Origin of the sequence: Pseudomonas sp. BYT-1 (assembly GCF_023611805.1) — a bacterium.
GTDB classification, from domain to species: Bacteria; Pseudomonadota; Gammaproteobacteria; order Pseudomonadales; family Pseudomonadaceae; genus Aquipseudomonas; species Aquipseudomonas guariconensis.
This window is the reverse complement of record NZ_CP072559.1, coordinates 4,523,725-4,544,582: the sequence shown is the minus strand read 5'-3', so window position 1 is coordinate 4,544,582 and position 20,858 is coordinate 4,523,725. Positions and strand designations below refer to the sequence as shown.

18 protein-coding genes and 1 pseudogene are annotated in these 20,858 nt (G+C 62.0%); 10 read left to right on the top strand and 9 right to left on the bottom strand.

All coding sequences use genetic code 11. The annotated features are described in order from the left end of the window. Nucleotides 1-39 precede the first annotated feature (39 nt). Nucleotides 40-1,491: a pyruvate kinase gene (pyk, locus tag J5X93_RS21225; RefSeq protein WP_043214932.1), complete on the bottom strand. Its 1,452-nt coding sequence runs from the start codon at nucleotides 1,489-1,491 to the stop codon at nucleotides 40-42. Between the two features lie 180 nt (nucleotides 1,492-1,671). Between pyk and J5X93_RS21220 the strand changes: the two genes are divergently transcribed. The 3 genes from J5X93_RS21220 (at nucleotide 1,672) to sbcB (ending at nucleotide 4,057) form a co-directional block, all read left to right on the top strand. Next, on the top strand, nucleotides 1,672-2,055 hold the full coding sequence (locus tag J5X93_RS21220; protein WP_043214930.1) for a tetratricopeptide repeat protein: 384 nt from the start codon (nucleotides 1,672-1,674) through the stop codon (nucleotides 2,053-2,055). A gap of 121 nt (nucleotides 2,056-2,176) precedes the next feature. Next, nucleotides 2,177-2,536, top strand: coding sequence for a PilZ domain-containing protein (locus tag J5X93_RS21215; protein ID WP_070576060.1), 360 nt, complete (start codon nucleotides 2,177-2,179; stop codon nucleotides 2,534-2,536). Nucleotides 2,537-2,626: 90 nt separating this feature from the next. Beyond that, entirely contained in the window at nucleotides 2,627-4,057 is a 1,431-nt protein-coding gene (sbcB, locus tag J5X93_RS21210) for an exodeoxyribonuclease I (RefSeq protein ID WP_102081638.1), read from the top strand. Between the two features lie 69 nt (nucleotides 4,058-4,126). Here sbcB and mvaT read toward each other — a convergent pair whose 3' ends face one another. Beyond that, nucleotides 4,127-4,504: a histone-like nucleoid-structuring protein MvaT gene (mvaT, locus tag J5X93_RS21205; protein WP_043206401.1), complete on the bottom strand. Its 378-nt coding sequence runs from the start codon at nucleotides 4,502-4,504 to the stop codon at nucleotides 4,127-4,129. A 302-nt stretch (nucleotides 4,505-4,806) separates the two neighbouring features. Here mvaT and purU point away from each other — a divergent pair, with 302 nt between their 5' ends. Further along, a complete protein-coding gene (gene purU / locus J5X93_RS21200; RefSeq protein WP_043206402.1) occupies nucleotides 4,807-5,658 on the top strand; it encodes a formyltetrahydrofolate deformylase in 852 nt (283 codons plus the stop codon). A gap of 145 nt (nucleotides 5,659-5,803) precedes the next feature. Here the strand turns inward: purU and gpgF are convergent, their stop codons facing one another. The 5 genes and pseudogenes from gpgF to J5X93_RS28635 all read right to left on the bottom strand — a co-directional run. Then, nucleotides 5,804-6,796 carry a glucosaminyl phosphatidylglycerol flippase gene (gpgF, locus tag J5X93_RS21190; RefSeq protein WP_043206403.1) on the bottom strand — a complete coding sequence of 331 codons (993 nt, stop codon included), beginning with the start codon at nucleotides 6,794-6,796 and terminating at the stop codon, nucleotides 5,804-5,806. After that, nucleotides 6,793-7,557 (bottom strand): N-acetylglucosaminyl phosphatidylglycerol deacetylase, encoded by a 765-nt coding sequence (gene gpgD / locus J5X93_RS21185; protein WP_090344953.1) that lies wholly within the window; start codon nucleotides 7,555-7,557, stop codon nucleotides 6,793-6,795. Before gpgD ends, gpgF begins: the two co-directional genes overlap by 4 nt. Beyond that, nucleotides 7,550-8,662, bottom strand: coding sequence for an N-acetylglucosaminyl phosphatidylglycerol synthase (gene gpgS, locus J5X93_RS21180; protein ID WP_371906704.1), 1,113 nt, complete (start codon nucleotides 8,660-8,662; stop codon nucleotides 7,550-7,552). Before gpgS ends, gpgD begins: the two co-directional genes overlap by 8 nt. A 229-nt stretch (nucleotides 8,663-8,891) precedes the next feature. Beyond that, a complete protein-coding gene (locus J5X93_RS28640) occupies nucleotides 8,892-9,656 on the bottom strand; it encodes a methyl-accepting chemotaxis protein (protein ID WP_371906703.1) in 765 nt (254 codons plus the stop codon). A gap of 90 nt (nucleotides 9,657-9,746) precedes the next feature. After that, nucleotides 9,747-10,766 (bottom strand): annotated as a pseudogene (locus tag J5X93_RS28635) (HAMP domain-containing protein); the annotation flags it as partial. 166 nt (nucleotides 10,767-10,932) lie between these two features. On the opposite strand from J5X93_RS28635, the gene J5X93_RS21170 reads away from it, so the two are divergent. Then, entirely contained in the window at nucleotides 10,933-12,408 is a 1,476-nt protein-coding gene (locus J5X93_RS21170; RefSeq protein WP_043206407.1) for a helicase HerA-like domain-containing protein, read from the top strand. A 91-nt stretch (nucleotides 12,409-12,499) separates the two neighbouring features. Here J5X93_RS21170 and J5X93_RS21165 read toward each other — a convergent pair whose 3' ends face one another. Then, entirely contained in the window at nucleotides 12,500-13,972 is a 1,473-nt protein-coding gene (locus J5X93_RS21165) for an inorganic phosphate transporter (RefSeq protein WP_043206408.1), read from the bottom strand. 318 nt (nucleotides 13,973-14,290) lie between these two features. After that, nucleotides 14,291-14,491, bottom strand: a complete 201-nt coding sequence (locus J5X93_RS21160) for a hypothetical protein (RefSeq protein ID WP_043206523.1) — start codon at nucleotides 14,489-14,491, stop codon at nucleotides 14,291-14,293. A 561-nt stretch (nucleotides 14,492-15,052) separates the two neighbouring features. Between J5X93_RS21160 and pcaR the strand changes: the two genes are divergently transcribed. From pcaR to pcaF, 5 genes are all read left to right on the top strand, one after another. Next, a complete protein-coding gene (gene pcaR, locus J5X93_RS21155) occupies nucleotides 15,053-15,928 on the top strand; it encodes a pca regulon transcriptional regulator PcaR (protein WP_070576040.1) in 876 nt (291 codons plus the stop codon). 340 nt (nucleotides 15,929-16,268) lie between these two features. Continuing rightward, nucleotides 16,269-17,615: a 4-hydroxybenzoate transporter PcaK gene (pcaK, locus tag J5X93_RS21150; protein ID WP_102081794.1), complete on the top strand. Its 1,347-nt coding sequence runs from the start codon at nucleotides 16,269-16,271 to the stop codon at nucleotides 17,613-17,615. A 258-nt stretch (nucleotides 17,616-17,873) separates the two neighbouring features. Continuing rightward, nucleotides 17,874-18,734 carry a CoA transferase subunit A gene (locus tag J5X93_RS21145; RefSeq protein WP_043206410.1) on the top strand — a complete coding sequence of 287 codons (861 nt, stop codon included), beginning with the start codon at nucleotides 17,874-17,876 and terminating at the stop codon, nucleotides 18,732-18,734. Continuing rightward, entirely contained in the window at nucleotides 18,731-19,510 is a 780-nt protein-coding gene (locus tag J5X93_RS21140; protein WP_043206411.1) for a CoA-transferase subunit beta, read from the top strand. Before J5X93_RS21145 ends, J5X93_RS21140 begins: the two co-directional genes overlap by 4 nt. Beyond that, entirely contained in the window at nucleotides 19,507-20,712 is a 1,206-nt protein-coding gene (gene pcaF / locus J5X93_RS21135) for a 3-oxoadipyl-CoA thiolase (protein WP_250034914.1), read from the top strand. Before J5X93_RS21140 ends, pcaF begins: the two co-directional genes overlap by 4 nt. Nucleotides 20,713-20,858 lie beyond the last annotated feature (146 nt).

Genomic DNA, 20,858 nt, shown 5'->3' with positions numbered 1-20,858 from the left:
CTGCGATGGGCCGCGAAGCGGCCCCAGGGTCCGACAACATCAGACCAGCGGATCACCCACGTGCAGGATCTTCATGCCGTTGGTGCCACCGATGGTGTGGTAGCTGTCGCCTTTGGTCAGGATCACCCAGTCACCCTGTTGCACCAAGCCGCGCTTGAGCAGTTCGTCGACGGCCGCCTGGCTGACCTTTTCGGCTGGCAGCGAGGCTGGGTCGAAGGCGATCGGGTAGACGCCGCGGAACAGCGATGCACGCGCCTGGGTGGCACGGTGCGGCGACATGGCGTAGATCGGCACGTGCGAACGCAGGCGCGACATGATCAGCGGGGTGTAGCCGCTCTCGGTGAGGGCGATGATCGCCTTGACGCCCGGGAAGTGGTTGGCGGTGTACATCGCGGCCAGGGCGATGCTTTCGTCGCAACGTTCGAACGTCGTGTGCAGGCGGTGGCTGGATTTCTGGCTGGTCGGGTGCTTCTCGGCACCTTGGCAGACGCGGGCCATGGCCTTGACCGCTTCGATCGGGTAGGCACCGGCGGCGCTTTCGGCGGAGAGCATGACCGCGTCGGTGTTGTCCAGCACGGCGTTGGCCACGTCGGACACTTCGGCGCGGGTCGGCATCGGGTTCTGGATCATCGACTCCATCATCTGGGTCGCGACGATCACCGCTTTGTTGTTGCGGCGGGCATGCTGGATGATCTTCTTCTGGATGGCGATCAGCTCGGCGTCGCCGATTTCCACGCCCAGGTCACCACGGGCGACCATTACCGCGTCGGAGGCTGCGATCAGGTTGTCCAGAGTCTCGTCGTCGGCGACGGCCTCGGCGCGTTCGATCTTGGCCACCAGCCAGGCGGTGCCACCGGCTTCGTCGCGCAGCTTGCGGGCATATTCCATGTCGCTGGCGTCACGCGGGAAGGAAACGGCCAGGTAGTCCAGGTCCATCTCTGCAGCCAGCTTGATGTCGGCCTTGTCCTTCTCGGTCAAGGCCGGCGCGGTCAGGCCGCCACCTTTGCGGTTGATGCCTTTATGGTCGGACAGCGGACCGCCGATGATCACCACGCAGTGCAGGGCGTCGGCGGTCGCGGTTTCGACGCGCATGACCACGCGGCCGTCGTCGAGCAGCAGCTCGTCGCCGACACCGCAGTCCTTGACCAGATCGGGATAGTCGATACCGACGATTTCCTGGTTGCCTTCGGTCAGCGGATGGGCGGTGGAGAAGGTGAATTTGTCACCGATCTTCAATTCGATGCGCTTGTTGCTGAATTTGGCGATGCGGATCTTCGGACCCTGCAGATCGCCCAGCAGCGCGACGTGGCGGCCATTCTTGGCGGCGATGTCGCGGATCAGGCGGGCGCGGGCCTTGTGCTCGTCTGGAGTGCCGTGGGAGAAGTTCAGGCGCGCCACGTCCAGGCCGGCGAGGATCAGTTGTTCGATCACTTCCGGTGAATTGCTGGCGGGGCCCAGGGTGGCGACGATTTTGGTACGGCGGATGGTCATGCACAGATTCCTATAGTGAAGCGCAGCGAAAGGCTACTCCTGAATATCGCTGTAGTCATTGTTCCGTTGCACTACCTCACCAGTTGGCAGGGTGGCGTTTGAACGGGCGGGGTATGCTTGCAGATGCATGTGAAGATTTGCCGCGCCAGGCCGATACACTGTCCATCAAAGGAGATCCCCATGCGAGCCCTGATCGTTTTAGCCGTCGCGGCCAGTGTCGTCGGCTGCACCCGCTGGTCGATGGACCATCACCTGAACAATGCCTACCGAGCCTATGACCGGGGCGACTGCCAGCGTGTGATGCTGGAGCTCTCGCAGGTGGACCGCACCAGCCGGGCACGGCCGTTCATCCATCCGGAAGTTTCGATGCTGCGTGGCCAGTGCCTTGAGCGTCAGAAGCTCTACATGGACGCGGCCCAGACCTATCAGTACCTGATGCAGCGTTATCCACAGAACGAGTATGCCTACCGCGCCAAGGCGCGCCTGCAGACCCTCGAACAGCTCGGGCACCTGCGTGGCGAGTCGGCGGTGGCGACGCCTGCGACCGGTACACCTTGGCGTTAACACCAAGGTGTTCTTGATTTCATGGAAATGCCGAGTCGCGCTGAGCTAATCTGTTAACCAGATGTAACGCTCACCGCCAGTACCTTGTCTTCCTGGCATCAGGTACGGATCGCGCCACGCCATGTTTATTCAACGCCATATAGAACGCCACCAGTTGCCTTGTGTCCTCAAGGTCTACAACCGGTTCACCGACCAGCAGATCGGCTACTTGGGCAATGCTTCGGAAGACGGCCTGATGTTGATCAGCCATCTGCCGGTACTGGTGGGGCCGGATTTCGAGTTGCAACTGCGCCTGCCGGTGGTTGGTGGCGGGGTGCAATGCATCAATCTTACCGCCAGTTGCCTGTGGTGCCGTGAGGATCAGACCCCCGGCCACTACGACGCCGGTTTCATGCTGTTGCAGCCCCCGCGCGAATACGACGACTTCGTCCGGGCTCTGCGCAACTACTTCAGCTTCCGCCCCATCAACGCCTCCGCCTGAGTCTTCGGCAACGCGCTGCAGCGAATTCGTGGGTGCGGACCGGCCTGTCAGGTCGCTAGACTCTGGTCGACCTTGTTACAGGAAGACCCCGTGAGCTCCAGCATCTTCTGGCACGACTACGAAACCACCGGCATCAATCCACGCTGCGACCGTCCGCTGCAGGTCGCAGGCGTGCGAACGGACTTTGAACTCAACGAGATCGAAGCGCCTATCAGCCTCTATTGTCGTCCCAGCGACGATATCCTGCCGCACCCGGCCGCCTGCCTGGTCACCGGCATCACGCCCGCGCAACTGGCCCGTGAGGGGCTATGCGAAGCCGAATTCATGACCCGGGTCCATGCGCAACTGGCCCGCCCCGGCACTTGTGGCGCGGGCTACAACACCCTGCGTTTCGATGACGAGGTCACCCGCTACAGCCTCTACCGAAACTTCTTCGACCCCTACGCCCGAGAATGGCAGGGCGGCAACAGCCGCTGGGACTTGATCGACGTGGTGCGCACCGCCTATGCCTTGCGCCCGGAAGGCATCGTCTGGCCGCAGCAGGACGGTCGCACCAGTCTGCGCCTTGAACTGCTGAGCAAGGCCAACGGCATCGACCATGGCCACGCCCACGAAGCGCTTTCCGACGTACGGGCAACGATCGCCTTGGCTCGCCTGATTCGCCAGAAGCAACCCAAGTTATATGACTGGTTGTTCCAATTGCGCAGCAAGCACAAGGTGATGGAGCAGATCCGTCTTTTGCAGCCGCTGGTACATGTATCTGGCCGCTTCTCTGCAGAGCGTAATTATCTGGGGGTGGTATTGCCATTGGCCTGGCATCCACGTAATCGGAATGCACTGATTGTGTGCGACCTGCACCTGGATACCTTGCCGTTATTGCAAGAGACCACAGAAACATTACGACAATGTTTGTATACCCGGCGTGACGAATTGCCTGATGGACAATTACCCGTTCCGCTGAAGTTGGTGCACATCAATCGTTGCCCGGTCGTGGCCCCGTTGACGGTATTGCGCCCTGTCGATCAGCAGCGGCTGGGTCTGGATATGTCGCAGTTGCAACGTCGTGGGGAACAATTGGCCGAGCAACAGCATATTTGGCAGGACAAGCTCGAAGGCATTTACAGCGGCGATGAGTTCGCGGCTAGCGAGGACCCTGAGCAACAGTTGTATGATGGTTTTCTGGGAGACCGAGATCGTCGCCTCTGTGATCAAGTGCGCGCCCTTGACCCTGTGCAATTGGGACAGGGGCACTGGATGTTCGATGACTCGAGGATGTCAGAGCTGTTATTCCGTTATCGGGCAAGAAACTTCCCCGATACCTTGAGTGCCGAGGAGCGGCAGCGTTGGTTCTCGTTCTGTCAGCAGCGTTTGAGCGACCCGCGACTGGGCGCGCCGAACACGCTGGGTGACTTCGAGCAGGCTTGCCAGAGCGCCCTGGCAACGGCAGATGCTGCCGGAAGGGGAGTATTGGAGGCGTGGCAGGCACATGTTCAGCAGTTGAAGGCGCAATATCAACGCTAAGGTGCACGCCCAATAAAAACGCCGGCAATTGCCGGCGTTTTTATTGGGCGTGTGAGAGGCAGCCAGCTGTCAGTCCAGCAGTGTTGCCCAGCCTTCAACCACATCGCCACCCCATTTGGCTTTCCATTCTTTCAGGGTCTTGTGGTTGCCGCCTTTGGTTTCGATCACTTCGCCATTGTGCGGGTTTTTGTACTGCTTGACCTTGCGAGCACGCTTGGTGCCAGTGGTCTTGACCGCACCGCGCGGAGCTTTGCTCAGTTTGGATTCTGGATCCAGCAGGGCAATCACGTCACGCAGGGACTTGGAATATTCGCCCATCAGTGCGCGCAGTTTGCCTTCGAACTCGAGTTCTTTCTTCAGTTTGTCATCTTGCGACAGGTTGGCCAGACGGGCCTGAAGTTCCTTGATGGCTTCTTCGGTAGCGCGGTATTCGTTGATCAGGGACATGGAGTGGTCCTTAGTGCAATGTTCAAAGAGAAACAGTTCGGGCCAATAATAGACAGGCGATACTCTCAAGTAAACAATTAAAAAGGCAATAAACTGTTAATTGTCGTGGGGCAATGCAGGCATTTGGTTAAGAAAATTTTACATATCGCCCGACAAATTCATCATTTCCTACGTGGTCGGCTCAATTGGCAGCTTTGCCCCTCGCGGGCCGAGCGTGTGTGCTGTAGCGGGCAATCATTACTGCGTTTTTTCTGGCGGGCCGCTAGAATGTGCGCCTTTGCGAAGTTTCCGGAGTCTCCTTCATGCGCACCTATCGACTGGTGATTGCCTGCCCCGACCGTGTCGGCATCGTGGCAAAAGTCAGTAATTTCCTGGCCCTGTACAACGGCTGGATCAACGAAGCCAGCCACCACTCCGATGAGCAGAGCGGTTGGTTCTTCATGCGCCATGAGATCCGCGCCGAATCCCTGCCATTTGGCATCGAAGCGTTTCGCGAGGCGTTCGCGCCGATCGCCGAAGAGTTCTCCATGACCTGGCGGATCACCGACTCGGCCCAAAAGAAACGCGTGGTGCTGATGGCCAGCCGCGAATCCCACTGCCTGGCCGATCTGCTGCATCGCTGGCACACCGACGAGCTCGATTGCGAAATTCCCTGCGTGATCTCCAACCACAACGACCTGCGCAGCATGGTCGAGTGGCACGGCATCCCGTTCTTCCATGTCCCGGTCGATCCCAAGGACAAGCAACCGGCGTTCGCCGAGGTCTCGCGTCTGGTCCAGGAGCATGGGGCCGATGTCGTGGTGCTGGCGCGCTACATGCAGATCCTGCCGCCGCAGCTGTGCCAGGAATACGCCGAAAAAGTCATCAACATCCACCACAGCTTCCTGCCATCGTTCGTCGGCGCCAAGCCGTACCACCAGGCGGCGCTGCGTGGCGTGAAACTGATCGGTGCGACCTGCCACTACGTCACCGAAGAGCTGGACGCCGGTCCGATCATCGAGCAGGACGTGGTGCGTGTCACCCACGCCGACAGCATTGAAGACATGGTGCGTTTCGGTCGTGACGTGGAGAAGATGGTGCTGGCCCGCGGCCTGCGCTACCACCTGGAAGACCGTGTCTTGGTGCATGGCAACAAAACCGTGGTGTTCGACTAAGCGCCGATGGCCGATCCCCGCGACAAGGCTGCGGCGGCGTCGCCGCCCACTCTGGGCGAGGGGTGCCTCGCTCGCTTCGATCTCGAGCGCTTGAGCGAAGAGGCTGGCACCCACTTCCCGGATGCCGCCGCGCTCTGGCGCCAGCTCAACTCGCCTGACGACGCCAGCGCTCCAGCAACGGACGCGCCAACAGGCAAACGAATACCGGGCCCCCGGCGATCAGATAGAAGTAATAAGTGACCGCGCGCCAGATCAGGATCGCCGCCGCCGCCGTAGAGCTGCCCACCAAGGGCGTCAGCAGGCTCGCCGAGGTCAATTCGGCGGCTCCGGCTCCGCCTGGCAGCAGGCTGAACTGCCCGGCGCTGAGTGACAGGATCTGCACCAGAAAGCTTGGAATCCACGAAAGCTCCACACCCAGCCCTCGCAGAACCAGGTACAGCACGCTGTAGCGCAGGCTCCAGTGCACACAAGTCAAACTGAAAACCAGAATCAGGATGCGCTTGGGCAGGCGCCAGGTGTCCGTCAGTGCATGGACGAAACGCAACAGCTTGCGCGCCCATTGCCGTCTGCGCCGCGCCGACATGCCCAAGCGGCGTAGTAACCGGCCGTTCAGGCGCATCACCGTGCGCCGGTAGCGCAGCAACGCGAGAATCCCAAGCAGCGCCGAACACAGCAACAGGGCGCTGCCCAACAGCATGCTCTGCTGGGTATGTCCCAGGCTGTGGAACAGGGCATAGCCTGCAATCGCCAGCATCGCGCAGAAGAAGAACACCAGATCGTTCAACTGATCCATGGCGAACACCGCACCGCTGCGCGCCGGGCCGATACGCTCGCGCGCCAGCAGGGCCATGAGGGTCAATGGTCCGCCGCTGCCGCCAGGGGTGGTACAGATGGCGAATTCGGTGGCCATGACCACACCCAGGCTGCGTACCCGGCCGAGGCGTGCCCCTTGTTGGCCGAGCAGCAGCCGCAGGCGCACGGCATTGATCACCCAGCACAGCAGGATCATGCCCAGTAGCACAGCCATCAGGCTCGGGGCAAAGGCGCGTAGGCGCGCCAGCAAATCGCTGCCACCGAGCAAGGTGGGTACCAGCAACGCCAGCAGCAGTGCCAGGCCCAGCCAGCCCAGGCGGTTCATGCCTGGACCTGACGCGCCAGCCAGGCGGATTTGGTCAGGGGTTGACGTCCCTGCGCTAGCAACGTTTGCAATGTCTGCAACCAGTAGTCGCGAGAGGCCGGATGACGCATATCCACGGGATGCAGGCCGAGGCGCAGCGTGGCTGCATTGCGCCAGCGTCGCCCTTGCCAGTCGCAGATCATCCGCGAAAGCCCCCGTCGCCAAGCACTGCGGGCGCTCCACACCAAGCCGGGGGCCTGGATGGCGGTGAACTCCGGGAGGCGATAGAGGTGCTGGGGCGTGCTGGTGTAGCGCAGCGGCAACCGACGTAGGGCCTGGCGTGTGCCTTCGCTCATCAACCAGGCCGGGGCGACGAAACCGGCCACCGGCCAGCCGTGGCGGTCGAACACTTCCAAGCCGGCTTCCAGGCGCAGCAGGGCCTCGGCCTCATCTAGCCCATAGAATTCGCCTTCATGGGTGTAGATTCGGCGCATGAAGAACTCGCGGGCGCTGCGCGGCGGGGGCCCATCATCAGCATGGAAATAGCCGTGCAGGGCCAGCTCGTCGCCCTGTGCCAAGCGTCGTTCGAGCAAGCGGCAGAAGGTCGGCGAGCGGGACAGGGGATTGCGATGATGGAAGTCCGGCACCACCAGCCATGTCATGGGCACGTTGCCCAGGCGTTCCACGGCCTGGACGAACGGCTGGTAGTCCGGCCAGGTTTCGGGCGCGACATCGTGCAGCACCAGCATCAGGCTACGCGGCGCGGCGTCTGTCTCAACCATGGGCGCGTACCTGCGGCTGGTGACCGAGCACGGCCTGGTAGTGCTCCAGCAGGCCATCGACCACATGGTCCCAGGCGTAGTGCAGTTCGACATGACGACGGGCCTGGGCTCCCAGCCGACGGACACCGGCCTCGAAGGTTTCGCGCACAGCGTTAGCCATGGCCTGGGCGTCATTGGGGGTGCACAGGCGTCCGCAGCGTTCATCGACGATTTCACTGAAGGCGCCGGCACGTACCGCGACCACGGGCAGGGCACTGGCCATGGCCTCGAGGATAACCAGGCCGAAGGTTTCCTGATCGCCTGCATGTACCAGCAGGTCCGCACTGGCGAACAGCCGGGCGACCTCTTGAGGTGGGCAGAAATGGTCGATGACACTGACATTGTCCGGCACATTGGCGGGCATGTTCGAGCCGACCAACAATAAATGATAGTGGCGGCCCAATCGCCTCATGCAGTCGAGCAGCACCGGCAGGTTCTTCTCCCGCGAGCCACGCCCGGCGAACACCAGCAGGCGCGTGGTGTCGGGGATTCCCAGTTCGGCCCGAAGGCCCGGATCGCGGTGTTCGGGGTTGAAGGTGCACAGGTCGACGCCCAGGTGTTGCACATGCACGTCCTTGACGCCTAGCCTACACAGCTTGTCAGCCATCACTTGGCTGGGCGCCAGCACGCGGTCGAAGTTGCCGTACAGTTTGCTGACATAGGCCTCGACGTTGGGGGTGAACCAGTTGCCCATGCGGTTGCTCACCAGCAGCGGCAAGTCGGAGTGGTAGAAGCCGATTACCGGTACGTCGAGCTTGCGCCGCGCTTCCAGGGCGGCCCAGGCCGTGAGGTAGGGGTCACCGACTTCGATCAGGTCAGGCTGCAGGCGCCGCAACACGTTGCACCAAGGGGCCAGGCGGACGGGAAAGCGGTAGCCGTTGCCAAAGGGCAGGGGCGGCGCCGGCACCTGGTAGATGCCATCGGCATCGGTGGCGCTGGCGCCAGGAATCAAAAGGCTGTGACGCACGCCGGGCCTGGCGTCGAGTCGGCGATGTTTGGCATCAAGATAGGTACGTACGCCGCCACTGGCCGGGGCGTAGAACATGGTGATGTCAGCGATGTGCACGATCAGCATCCCTCCGGGATCGTCTTCGGGTCTGTCATCGGGCTGCGATGAGCAGGCGATGACGCGCCTAAAGGTTGACCTTACTGAAGGATAGTTTGTTCGATCGGAGGGAGGCAGCGGTCAGCGTCAAGCTGCAGGGTGCGAGCTGCACGCTTCAAGCTGCAAGAGCCAGCGGCGCCCTGCCTGCTGTTCTTGCGGCTTGAAGCTCGAAGCTTGCGGCTTGAAGCTCTTAGATCCGGAAACTGCCGACCAGATGCTTGAGGCGGGTGGCTTGCTGTTCCAGGTCCGTGCAGGCGCGCAGGGTAGCCTGCAGGTTCTCGACGCCCTCCTGGTTGAGCATGTTGATTTCGTTGATGTCCATGTTGATCGAGTCGACCACGGCGGTTTGCTCCTCGGTGGCCGTAGCCACCGACTGGTTCATGCCGTCGATTTCGCCGATACGCACGGTCACGCTGTCCAGGCGCTCGCCGGCCTGGTTGGCGATCTCCACGCTGTCCTGGCTGTGGCGCTGGCTCTGACCCATGGTTTCGACCGACTCACGGGCACCGACCTGCAGCTCCTCGATCATGTTCTGCACTTGCTGTGCCGATTCCTGGGTGCGGTGGGCGAGGTTGCGTACTTCGTCGGCGACCACGGCGAAACCGCGGCCAGCCTCGCCTGCACGGGCGGCCTCGATCGCCGCGTTGAGCGCCAGCAGGTTCGTCTGTTGGGAAATGCTGGTGATCACCTCGAGAATCTGGCCGATGTTGACGGTCTTGTTGTTGAGCGTCTCGATGTGGGCGCTGGAGGTGACGATCAGGTCGGACAGGCGATTCATCGCCTCGATGTTGCGCTCCACCACCTGCTGGCCTTCTTCGGCCAGCAGGCGCGCCGAGGTGGCGTGCTGAGAGGCCTGGGCCGCGTTGCCGGCGATCTCCTGGGCAGCGGCGCCGAGCTCGTTGATGGCGGCGGCGACGCTGTTGGTGCGGTTGGCCTGCTCGTCGGAGTTTGCCATCGACGAGTTGGAGGCACTGATCACCCGCAAGGCCACTTCGTTGACTTGTTCGGTGGCCGAGGACACTTCGCGGATCGAGGCGTGGATACGCTCGACGAAGCGGTTGAACGCCGTGCCGAGGATGCCGAACTCATCGTGTTGATGGATCTGCAGGCGCTTGGTCAGGTCGCCTTCACCCTCGGCGATGTCTTCCATGGCACGGGTCATGGTGTGCAAGGGCTGCATCAGCACGCGGATCAGTAAACCCAGCAGGGCAATGATGATGACCACCGCCACGATCGTCGCGATCACCGCCGAGGTGCGGAAGGTGCTGAGCATGGCGAAGGCTTTGTCTTTATCTACCGACAGGCCGATGTACCAGTTGGCCGAAGGCAGCCCCTTGATCGGGGTGAAGGTCAGCAAGCGAGCCTGGCCGTCGGACTCGACTTCGGTCAGCTCGCCGGACAGCTTGGGTGTTTGCTGTGGGAACAGGTCCGACAGCGACTTCATCACCAAGTCTTTGTTCGGATGTACCAGGATCTTGCCTTGGTCGTTGACCAGGAAGGCGTAGCCCATGCCGCCGAAGTCCAGCGAATTGATGATGTCCACAAGGCCGTCGAGGGCCAGGTCCCCACCGACCACACCGACAGTGCTCGAGACCTTGCTGAGGATACCGATGACCATCTTGTTGGTGGTCAAGTCGATGTAGGGTTCGGTCAGCATGGCGCCACTGGCGTTCATGCCGTCCTTGTACCAGGGGCGCACGCGAGGGTCGTAGCCGTCGGGCATCTTGGAATCGGGACGCACGCTGAAGCCGCCGTCCACCTTGCCCAGGTAGACGGTGAGAAAGCTCGACAGTAGGGCTTGCTGACTCATGAAGGTTTCGGCATTGGCCGGATTCTGTGCGATGTTCTGCGACAGGTTTTCCACTAACTTGATTCGGCCATCGAACAGGTTGCGAATGTTGGTCGAGGTGGATTCGCCCATTTCAGCCAGATAACTCTCCAGGTCGGCGCGAATGGCATTACGCTGGAGATAATCGTTGTAGAGGGTGAACAGGCTGAAGGCGAGTATCACGATCAAAGACGCCGCCAAGAGAATCTTGTGGCTGAAACGTAGGCTTTTGTTCATGGCGTGGTCCGCTAAGGTTTTTATCGGGTCGTTCGCACGAAGGCAGCTTGAAAACAGTGCAACAATCACCGGAGGTCCTTTTCGGGATGTTCCTGTCTTTCAGAATGAGTAGCACCACGGGGTATCGGCCGTTATGCGGCAAAGCTTGAATAGAGGATGAAAGAAGATGTCGGATACTTCGCAAATAGTTGTGGGGGCGGGGCCTGACGGCCAGCCAGTGAGCCAAGCCATGCGCCTGGCCAACCGTCATGGGCTGGTTGCCGGTGCCACAGGGACGGGCAAGACCGTGACCCTGCAACGCCTGGCCGAGGTCTTCAGCGATGCGGGAGTTGCGGTGTTCGCCGCCGACGTGAAGGGCGACCTGTGCGGCCTGGGGGCAGCCGGAGCCCCGCAGGGCAAAGTGGCCGAGCGTATCGCCGCAATGCCGTGGTTGGGCCACCGCCCTCAGGCCTATCCCGTGACCTTGTGGGATATTGCAGGGGAGTCGGGTCATCCCTTGCGAACGACACTCAGTGAAATGGGGCCTCTGTTGTTGGGCAACTTGCTGGAACTGACCGACAGCCAGCAGGCAGCACTATACGCAGCCTTCAAGGTGGCTGACCGCGAAGGGCTATTGCTCCTGGACCTCAAGGACCTCAAGGCGCTGCTCGGGCACTTGAAGGACAACCCGCAATTGCTGGGTGAGGACAGCGCATTGATGACCACGGGCTCCACCCAGGCCCTGCTACGTCGCCTGGCGACTCTGGAGCAACAGGGGGCCGAGGCCCTGTTCGGAGAGCCGGCCCTGCAACTGGAGGATCTACTGCGCCCGGACCGCGATGGGCGAGGGCGCATCCACTTGCTCGATGCCAGCCGGTTGGTGCATGAGGCGCCGAAGGTCTACGCCACCTTCCTTTTATGGTTGTTGGCCGAGCTGTTCGAACAGTTGCCCGAGCGTGGTGATGCCGACAAACCGGTGTTGGCGTTGTTCTTCGACGAGGCGCATCTGCTGTTCAACGGCACCCCCAAGGCCCTGCAGGATCGCCTCGAGCAAGTGGTTCGACTGATCCGCTCCAAAGGCGTAGGGGTTTATTTCGTGACCCAGTCGCCAGGGGACTTGCCCGATGCCGTGCTGGCGCAGTTGGGGCTGCGTATCCAGCATGGGCTTCGTGCGTTCACCGCCAAGGAGCAGAAGTCGCTCAGGGCCGTGGCCGACGGATTCCGTCCTAACCCGGCATTCGATGCACTCGCCGTGTTGACCGAACTGGGTATCGGTGAGGCATTGGTAGGGACCCTGCAGGAGAAAGGCACGCCGGAAATGGTCCAGCGGGTACTGGTAGCGCCACCGCAGTCGCGTATCGGGCCGTTGACCGAGACCGAGCGCAAAGCGCTGGTTGCAGCCTCGCCACTGGCGGGACGTTATGACAAACCAGTCGACCGTGAATCGGCTTATGAGATGCTGACCGCTCGCAAGGGCGAGCCGGTGGAGCCCGTGCCGCAGCCCAAGGCCGATGAGGAGAGCTTCGCCGACAAGGCTGGAGAGTTTTTGCAGAGTGCTGCGGGGCAGGCGATCAAGTCGGCAGTGCGCCAGGCGGCCAATCAGTTGGGGCGCCAATTGGTGCGTGGCCTGATGGGCTCGCTGCTGGGCGGCAAACGGCGGTAGTGGCCAGTGGCGCCAGCACTCACAGGTGCTAGGCATCGTGAACCCATGAAAAAGGCGCCCGAAGGCGCCTTTTTCATGACAGCGGTATCGATCAGCCGATCGCCTTGGAGGCCAGCCAGAACAGGCCGGCGGCCAGGCCCATCGAAGCCGGCAGGGTCAGGACCCAGGCCAGCAGGATGGTCTTCACGGTGCCGCCTTGCAGGCCGCTCTTGTTGGCGACCATGGTGCCGGCGACACCCGACGACAATACGTGGGTGGTCGAGACCGGCAGGCTGAAAACGTTGGCCAAGCCGATGGCGCAGGCTGCGGTGATCTGCGCCGACATGCCCTGGGCGTAGGTCATGCCTTGCTTGCCGATCTTCTCGCCGACGGTCAGCACCACGCGCTTCCAGCCGACCATGGTGCCCAGGCCCAGGGCCAGGGCGACAGCCACGATCACCCAGAACGGTGCGTATTCGGTGGTGGCGGTCAGGTCTTTGCGCAGCTTCTCGAGGTCGGCCTTTTCACGGCTTTCCAGTCCTGGGAGCTTGCCGACCTTCTTGGCGGTGTCATCCAGGCAGAGCAGATAGCGACGGACTTCGACGCGCTTCTCCGCGCTCAGGTCGCGGTAGTCGGTGACACCGTGCAGCGACGATTGCAGGGCGGCGATGGTCGGTTCGGTCTGCTGCGGATTGCAGCTGAACTGCTCCGGCAGGTCGGTCGACTTGGCCTTGCCCAGTGCCAGGAACTCGCCCAGGGTGGCGGCGTTGCGCTGGTAGAACTGGCTCATGTGCAGGGTGGCGTCGCGGGTACGCTCGATCTGGTAGGTGGTGCTATTCAGGTCGAGGACGAACTTGGCAGGAACGATACCGATCAGGACCAGCATGATCAGGCCGATGCCTTTCTGGCCGTCGTTGGAGCCGTGCACGAAGCTGACGCCCATCGCGGAAATCACCAGCACCAGGCGATTCCAGAATGGCGGATGCTTCTTGTCGTCCAGCTTGCGGCGTTGTTCCGGTGTCTTGTGCATCTTCGACAGCGGGCGCCACCATTTGAGGCCGATCAATACCAGGGCCGCGACGGCGAAGCCGGCCATGGGCGAGATCACCAGCGACATGGCGATGTCGATCGCTTTCTGCCAGTTGACGCCATCGCCGAGGGGGATGTCGTTGAGCAGGGCATTGGCCAGGCCCACGCCCAGGATCGAGCCGATCAGGGTATGAGAGCTGGATGCGGGGATGCCGAAGTACCAGGTGCCGAGGTTCCAGGTGATGGCCGCGGCCAGCAACGAGAAGACCATGGCCAGCCCGTGTCCGGTGTTCACATTGATCAGCAGTTCGACTGGCAGCAGGTGGACGATGGCATAGGCCACCCCGACGCCGCCGAGCAGAACCCCGAGGAAGTTGAACACACCGGAGAAGAACACGGCCAGGTGCGGTGGCATGGCTTTGGTATAGATGACGGTGGCTACCGCGTTGGCGGTGTCATGAAAGCCATTGATGAACTCGAATGCGAGCACGAAGGTCAGAGCGAGCAGCAAGCTCACCAGCACCCACGCATCCAGTCCGCTGAATAAATCGATCATGAAGGTTGTCTGGCGGTCATAGGGGGGCGCGATTATGCCAGAAAACCTTGGCAATCGATGCCCCTGCAACCGATCGACGAGATGGGAAGCATCCCAGGGAAGCGGCGATTCGATGCAAGATGGGTGGGGTTTTTCACGACTAAAATCGCTAAAAACCACAAAAAAGCAGGTAAAACCCGCAATCATGAATATGGTGGTTATTTCAAACGATCGTATGAAATTTGTGTAATTCCATTTCATCATGGCGCATCGATAAAAGGACCGCTGCGCACCACCGCGTTGAAGGCGGTGGTGCGCCGCTTCGCAAGGCACACCGGGTCAGGTGTTCTCGCTGCGCAGTTCCTTTTCCATTTTTTCCAGCTCTTGGGCGAAGACCTGGTCCTGGACAGTGGCGCGCTTGCGCCAAGGTTTGCGCTCTGGTTCCAATTGCGCGGCGTAAGTGGTCACTTCACCACCGTATACTTCCTTGTAACGTTCAGCCTGGCGCTCGAGTTCCGCGCGCAGTTCTTCTTTCGTCACAGTCATACCCGAATAGGTTGAAATTTTGCCTTGGCCTTCATCATGCAAAGTTATGCAGACGGCTACGTCGCCAAGGCGAACATGCTGTCGCAGCGACAGGATCCATGAGGTACATGGCACTTGGATTAACGGGGTAGGCCCTGAGCCCTGCACCTGACTGGCGGCGTCTCCGTGGGAACGTCGACGAATATTGTTCTGAATGAACGATCCGGCCAGCGCATTCGATTATAGCAATCGATAAGTCAATGGCCATCATTCTTTAGCGGCACGTGCCAAACATTCAAAGTTATGTAGTGGGCACAATGGCGATAATCAGACTGGCCGTGAAAGTTTGAGGTGTGCTCGTCCATGAAAGTTCGGGCGAACAACAAGAAAAACAAAAACGGCCTCGTGGGAAACGAGGCCGTTGCCTGGGACTTCTACGGTGGGTACCTGACCAGTCTCTCCAAAGAAGCCACATGTGGCAGGAGAAAGGTATAAGTAAAAGTGTCAGCGGTCAATTGCGATTATCGGCCGTTGGTTCGATAATCGCACAAGCGACCGTTTTTTTTGAGGTTCACCATGAGCGAAGAAACCCAGGACAAGGCTTCCGCCAATCCGGAGCCGGGACGTACCGCAGCGCCTGCACTGGCCCCGCCGATCGTGGCCTCGCCCGCCAAACGTATCCAGGCCTTTACCGGCGACCCGGATTTCATGACTTCGCTGGCCCGTGGGCTGGCGGTCATCCAGGCCTTCCAGGAGCGCAAGCGCCACCTGACCATCGCACAGATCAGCCATCGCACCGAGATTCCCCGGGCGGCGGTGCGCCGCTGTCTGCATACCCTGATCAAACTGGGTTACGCGACCACCGATGGGCGCACCTATTCGTTGTTGCCCAAGGTCCTGACCCTGGGGCATGCGTATCTGTCCTCGACACCTCTTGCGGTCTCCGCGCAGCCTTACCTGGATCGGATCAGCGATCAGTTGCACGAAGCGGCCAACATGGCGACGCTCGAAGGTGACGACATTTTGTATATCGCCCGTTCGGCAACGGTGGAGCGGTTGATCTCGGTCGACCTTTCGGTGGGCGGCCGCTTGCCGGCCTACTGCACCTCGATGGGGCGTATCCTGCTGGCAGCACTGGACGATGCCAGTCTCTGGGAATACCTCGAACGCGCCGACCTCAAAGCCCGCACCAGTCGAACCCTGCACGATCCGGACTCACTGTTCGCCTGCATACAGCAGGTGCGCGCCCAAGGCTGGTGCGTGGTGGACCAGGAGCTGGAACAGGGCCTGCGCTCGATCGCGGTGCCGATCTACGACGCCTCGGGGCAGGTACTGGCCGCGCTCAACGTCAGTACTCACGTGGGTCGGGTGACGCGCAGCGAGTTGGAGCAGCGCTTCCTGCCGATCCTGCTGGCGGCCAGCCGCGACCTCTGCCACCAGCTATTTGGATAGCAATGCCCAGGGCCGCTTCGCGGCCCATTCACGGTCTGCATTTATCCACAGGCCGAACGGCGCCACGCGTTTCTTGTTCGATTAACGCACAGTCTCGTTTTCCATGAATTGCGCACCTGGGATGCGCTGATTAATGTCTTGCGCAACGGTCGGTTTGCCGACCGGACAATAACAACATTCGAGACGCACCCCATGAGCATTGTCCTTTCGCTGTCGCGGCCGCACCCGCCTGCAGCGTCGCCGCTTTCCGGCTGATCCACCGACGCATTCGCTTATCCTGCTCCCTGCACATCCTCCGTGTGCAGTGGCCTGTCTGCGCCTCATTTTCCGGACAACAACAATGAATAAACCGCAAACCGCTGTCGGAAACTGCCTCGACGTCCAGTCCTTCATCAACGACCAGCCACTGTCCCGCTGTCAGTGGCGGGTGGTGATCCTGTGTTTTCTGATCGTCTTCCTCGATGGCCTGGATACCGCGGCCATGGGTTTCATCGCGCCGGCCCTGTCCCAGGAGTGGGGCATCGATCGCGCAAGCCTTGGCCCGGTGATGAGCGCTGCGCTGATTGGCATGGTGTTCGGTGCCCTGGGGTCGGGGCCTTTGGCTGACCGCTTCGGGCGCAAGGGCGTGCTGGTCGGGGCGGTGCTGGTGTTCGGCGGCTTCAGCCTGGCCTCGGCCTATGCCACCGACGTCGATCAACTGCTGGTGCTGCGTTTTCTCACTGGCCTGGGGCTGGGCGCTGGTATGCCCAATGCCACCACGCTGCTCTCCGAGTACACCCCCGAGCGGCTCAAGTCATTGCTGGTCACCAGCATGTTCTGTGGCTTCAATCTGGGCATGGCAGGCGGTGGTTTCATTTCCGCCAAGCTGATCCCCGCCTACGGCTGGCATAGCCTGCTGGTGCTCGGTGGCGTGCTGCCGCTGCTGTTGGCGGTGGTGCTGCTGGTGTGGTTGCCGGAGTCCGCGCGGTTTCTGGTGGTGCGCAATCGCGGGATCGACAAGGTTCGCAAGGCCTTGGCTCCGATCGCTCCTGCCAAGGTAGCTGAGGCGGCGAGCTTCAGTGTGCCGGAACAGAAGGCGGTGGCCGCCGGCAACGTGTTCACGGTGATCTTCTCCGGCACCTATGGTCTGGGCACCGTTTTGCTCTGGCTGACCTACTTCATGGGGCTGGTCATCGTCTACCTGCTGACCAGCTGGCTGCCGACCCTGATGCGTGACAGTGGTGCCAGCATGGAGCAGGCCGCGTTCATTGGCGCCTTGTTCCAGTTCGGTGGCGTACTCAGCGCGGTTGGCGTGGGCTGGGCGATGGACCGCTTCAACCCGCACAAGGTCATTGGTCTGTTCTATCTATTGGCGGGTGTGTTCGCCTACGCAGTCGGGCAGAGCCTGGGCAACATGACTCTGCTGGCCACCCTGGTGCTGGTGGCGGGCATGTGCATTAACGGCGCGCAATCGGCCATGCCCTCGTTGGCAGCGCGGTTCTACCCCACTCAAGGGCGTGCCACCGGGGTGTCTTGGATGCTCGGCATCGGCCGGTTCGGCGCAATCCTCGGGGCCTGGAGCGGCGCGACGTTGCTGGGACTTGGCTGGAACTTCGAACAGGTGCTGACCGCGCTGCTGGTGCCAGCGGCGCTGGCCACCGTGGGTGTGGTGGTCAAAGGGCTGGTGAGCCACGCCGACGCGACCTGATCGCTCAGGGTGGAGGAGCGATTTACCCGCAGATGGGAGGGTGCACCTCACCGATGTTTCGCGGTTAAACCCGGCTCCACGCAGGTGTGCCCTGGGTCTGGGACGAATGGATAGCAGAACAACAAATGGTTCGATAATCGCACAAAAGTGCGATTATCGGATTGTAAGCACCCCGGCGTCCTCCTTAATCTGAGCCCATCGCAGCGATGCATCGGCCCGCTGCTCCCTGACCCGACTCGTCCTGACCAGGAGTCTCCAATGGCAGCAATCCTCTCGCTTCATGATGCCGTGAAGCAATTCATCCAGGATGGCGACACCGTCGCCCTCGAAGGTTTCACCCACCTGATCCCGACCGCCGCCGGCCATGAGATCATCCGTCAGAACAAGCGGGACCTGACCTTGGTGCGCATGACCCCGGACCTGATCTACGACCAATTGATCGGTGCCGGTTGCGCGCGCAAGTTGATCTTCTCCTGGGGCGGGAACCCCGGTGTGGGCTCGCTGCACCGCCTGCGCGATGCGGTGGAAAAACACTGGCCTCACGCCATCGAAATCGAAGAGCACAGCCACGCCGACCTGGCCAATGCCTACGTCGCCGGTGCTTCGGGCTTGCCCTTTGCCGTGCTGCGCGCCTACGCAGGTTCCGACCTGCCGAAGGTCAACCCGCTGATCAAGAGCGTGACCTGCCCGTTCACCGGCGAAGTACTCGCCGCCGTGCCTTCGGTGCGCCCGGATGTCACCGTGATCCACGCACAAAAAGCCGACCGCAAGGGCAACGTACTGCTCTGGGGCATCCTGGGCGTGCAGAAGGAAGCGGCCCTGGCGGCCAAGCGCTGCATCGTCACGGTCGAGGAAATCGTCGATGACCTGCAGGCCCCGATGAACGCCTGTGTACTGCCGACCTGGGCGCTCAGCGCCGTATGTCTGGTGCCCGGCGGCGCCCATCCGTCCTACGCCCATGGTTACTACGAGCGCGACAACCGCTTCTACCAAGCCTGGGACCCGATTGCGCGCAACCGTGAGTCGTTCACTGCCTGGATCGACACCTACATCCGTGGCACCGCTGACTTCAATGAATTCAAGGCCAAGCTGGCCAGCACCGCGGAGGCTGCGCAATGAACTATTCCACTTCCGAGATGATGACTGTCGCCGCAGCCCGTCGCCTGCGTAACGGCGCGGTCTGCTTCGTGGGGATCGGCCTGCCGTCCAAGGCCGCCAACCTGGCACGCCTGACGTCCTCCCCGGACGTGGTGCTGATCTACGAATCCGGCCCGATCGGTGCCAAGCCCAGCGTGTTGCCGCTGTCGATCGGCGACGGCGAGCTGGCTGAAACCGCCGATACCGTAGTGCCAACCGCCGAGATCTTCCGCTATTGGCTGCAAGGCGGGCGCATTGACGTGGGCTTCCTTGGCGCTGCCCAGGTCGACCGCTTCGGCAACATCAACACCACCGTTGTCGGTGACTACCACGCGCCCAAGACGCGCCTGCCGGGTGCTGGCGGCGCACCGGAGATCGCCGGTTCCGCCAAGCAGGTGCTGATCATCCTCAAGCAGTCGCCTCGTGCGTTCGTCGAGAAACTGGACTTCATCACGTCGGTCGGTCACGGCGAGGGCGGCGATTCGCGCAAACGCCTGGGCCTGCCGGGCGAGGGCCCGGTCGGGATCATCACCGACCTGTGCATCATGGAACCGGAAGCCGGCACCCATGAGTTCGTGGTCACCTCGATTCATCCAGGCGTGACCCGCGAGCAGATCATTGCCGCCACCGGTTGGCCGATCCGCTTTGCCGACAGCGTGCAGACCACCGATGCCCCCACCGAGGTCGAGCTGGGCGCGCTGCGCGACCTTGAGGCCCGCACCGCCGCCGCCCATGGCCAGACGGCAGGAGAAGCCTGATGCGTGACGTATTCATCTGCGACGCCATCCGCACCCCCATCGGCCGCTTCGGCGGCGCCTTGGCCGGCGTGCGTGCCGATGACCTGGCGGCGGTGCCGCTCAAGGCATTGATCGAGCGCAACCCGCAGGTCGACTGGACGCAGCTCGACGAAGTGTTCCTGGGCTGTGCCAACCAGGCCGGCGAGGATAACCGTAACGTGGCGCGCATGGCGCTGCTGCTGGCCGGCCTGCCACAAAGCGTTCCGGGCGTGACCCTCAACCGCCTGTGTGCCTCGGGAATGGATGCTGTCGGCACCGCGTTCCGCGCCATCGCCAGCGGCGAGATGGAGCTGGCCATCGCTGGCGGGGTGGAGTCCATGTCCCGTGCTCCTTTCGTCATGGGCAAGGCCGAGAGCGGCTACTCGCGCAACATGAAGCTTGAGGACACCACCATCGGCTGGCGCTTCATTAACCCGCTGATGAAGGCCCAGTACGGCGTGGATGCCATGCCCGAGACGGCCGACAACGTGGCGGACGACTATCAGGTTTCGCGCGCCGACCAGGACGCTTTCGCCCTGCGCAGCCAGCAGAAGGCTGCGGCAGCCCAGGCGGCTGGGTTCTTCGCCGAAGAGATCGTACCGGTGCGTATCGTTCACAAGAAGGGCGAGACCCTGGTCGAGCAGGACGAGCACCTGCGCCCGGAGACCACTCTGGAGGCTCTGGCCAAGCTCAAACCGGTCAATGGCCCGGACAAGACGGTCACTGCCGGCAACGCTTCGGGCGTCAACGACGGTGCGGCCGCGTTGATCCTGGCGTCGGCTGAAGCGGTGAAAAAGCACGGCCTCACCCCGCGTGCACGGGTGCTGGGCATGGCCAGCGCCGGTGTGGCGCCTCGGGTGATGGGAATCGGTCCGGTGCCTGCGGTGCGCAAGTTGACGGAGCGGCTGGGCATTGCGGTGACAGATTTCGATGTCATCGAGCTGAACGAAGCCTTCGCCAGCCAGGGCCTGGCCGTACTGCGCGAGCTGGGTGTCGCCGATGACGCCCCTCAGGTCAACCCCAACGGCGGGGCCATTGCCTTGGGCCATCCGCTGGGCATGAGCGGGGCCCGCCTGGTGCTGACCGCACTGCATCAGTTGGAGAAGCGCGGCGGGCGCAAAGGCCTGGCGACCATGTGCGTGGGCGTTGGGCAGGGGCTGGTATTGGCGATCGAGCGCGTTTGATCGGGTGTTTGGACCCATCGCGGGGAAATCGGAGCGGCGGTTTAGCGCTCCGATTTACCCGCGAATAGGGACTGCCGGAACCTCGCTCCACGTAAGGTGCAGGCCGGGCTGCGGAACGAGACTGTTACTGGGTGTGTCTAGACTTA

Bases quoted from the DNA above. Each gene is read 5' to 3' on its own strand.
- J5X93_RS21215 (WP_070576060.1), top strand. From the start codon at position 2,177: ATGTTTATTCAACGCCATATAGAACGCCACCAGTTGCCTTGTGTCCTC.
- purU (WP_043206402.1), top strand. From the start codon at position 4,807: ATGCGCACCTATCGACTGGTGATTGCCTGCCCCGACCGTGTCGGCATC.
- pcaR (WP_070576040.1), top strand. From the start codon at position 15,053: ATGAGCGAAGAAACCCAGGACAAGGCTTCCGCCAATCCGGAGCCGGGA.
- J5X93_RS21145 (WP_043206410.1), top strand. From the start codon at position 17,874: ATGGCAGCAATCCTCTCGCTTCATGATGCCGTGAAGCAATTCATCCAG.
- mvaT (WP_043206401.1), bottom strand. From the start codon at position 4,504: ATGTCCCTGATCAACGAATACCGCGCTACCGAAGAAGCCATCAAGGAA.
- J5X93_RS21140 (WP_043206411.1), top strand. From the start codon at position 18,731: ATGAACTATTCCACTTCCGAGATGATGACTGTCGCCGCAGCCCGTCGC.
- J5X93_RS28640 (WP_371906703.1), bottom strand. From the start codon at position 9,656: ATGGCAAACTCCGACGAGCAGGCCAACCGCACCAACAGCGTCGCCGCC.
- J5X93_RS21220 (WP_043214930.1), top strand. From the start codon at position 1,672: ATGCGAGCCCTGATCGTTTTAGCCGTCGCGGCCAGTGTCGTCGGCTGC.
- J5X93_RS21165 (WP_043206408.1), bottom strand. From the start codon at position 13,972: ATGATCGATTTATTCAGCGGACTGGATGCGTGGGTGCTGGTGAGCTTG.
- gpgD (WP_090344953.1), bottom strand. From the start codon at position 7,557: ATGGTTGAGACAGACGCCGCGCCGCGTAGCCTGATGCTGGTGCTGCAC.
- pyk (WP_043214932.1), bottom strand. From the start codon at position 1,491: ATGACCATCCGCCGTACCAAAATCGTCGCCACCCTGGGCCCCGCCAGC.
- J5X93_RS21170 (WP_043206407.1), top strand. From the start codon at position 10,933: ATGTCGGATACTTCGCAAATAGTTGTGGGGGCGGGGCCTGACGGCCAG.
- pcaK (WP_102081794.1), top strand. From the start codon at position 16,269: ATGAATAAACCGCAAACCGCTGTCGGAAACTGCCTCGACGTCCAGTCC.
- gpgF (WP_043206403.1), bottom strand. From the start codon at position 6,796: ATGAACCGCCTGGGCTGGCTGGGCCTGGCACTGCTGCTGGCGTTGCTG.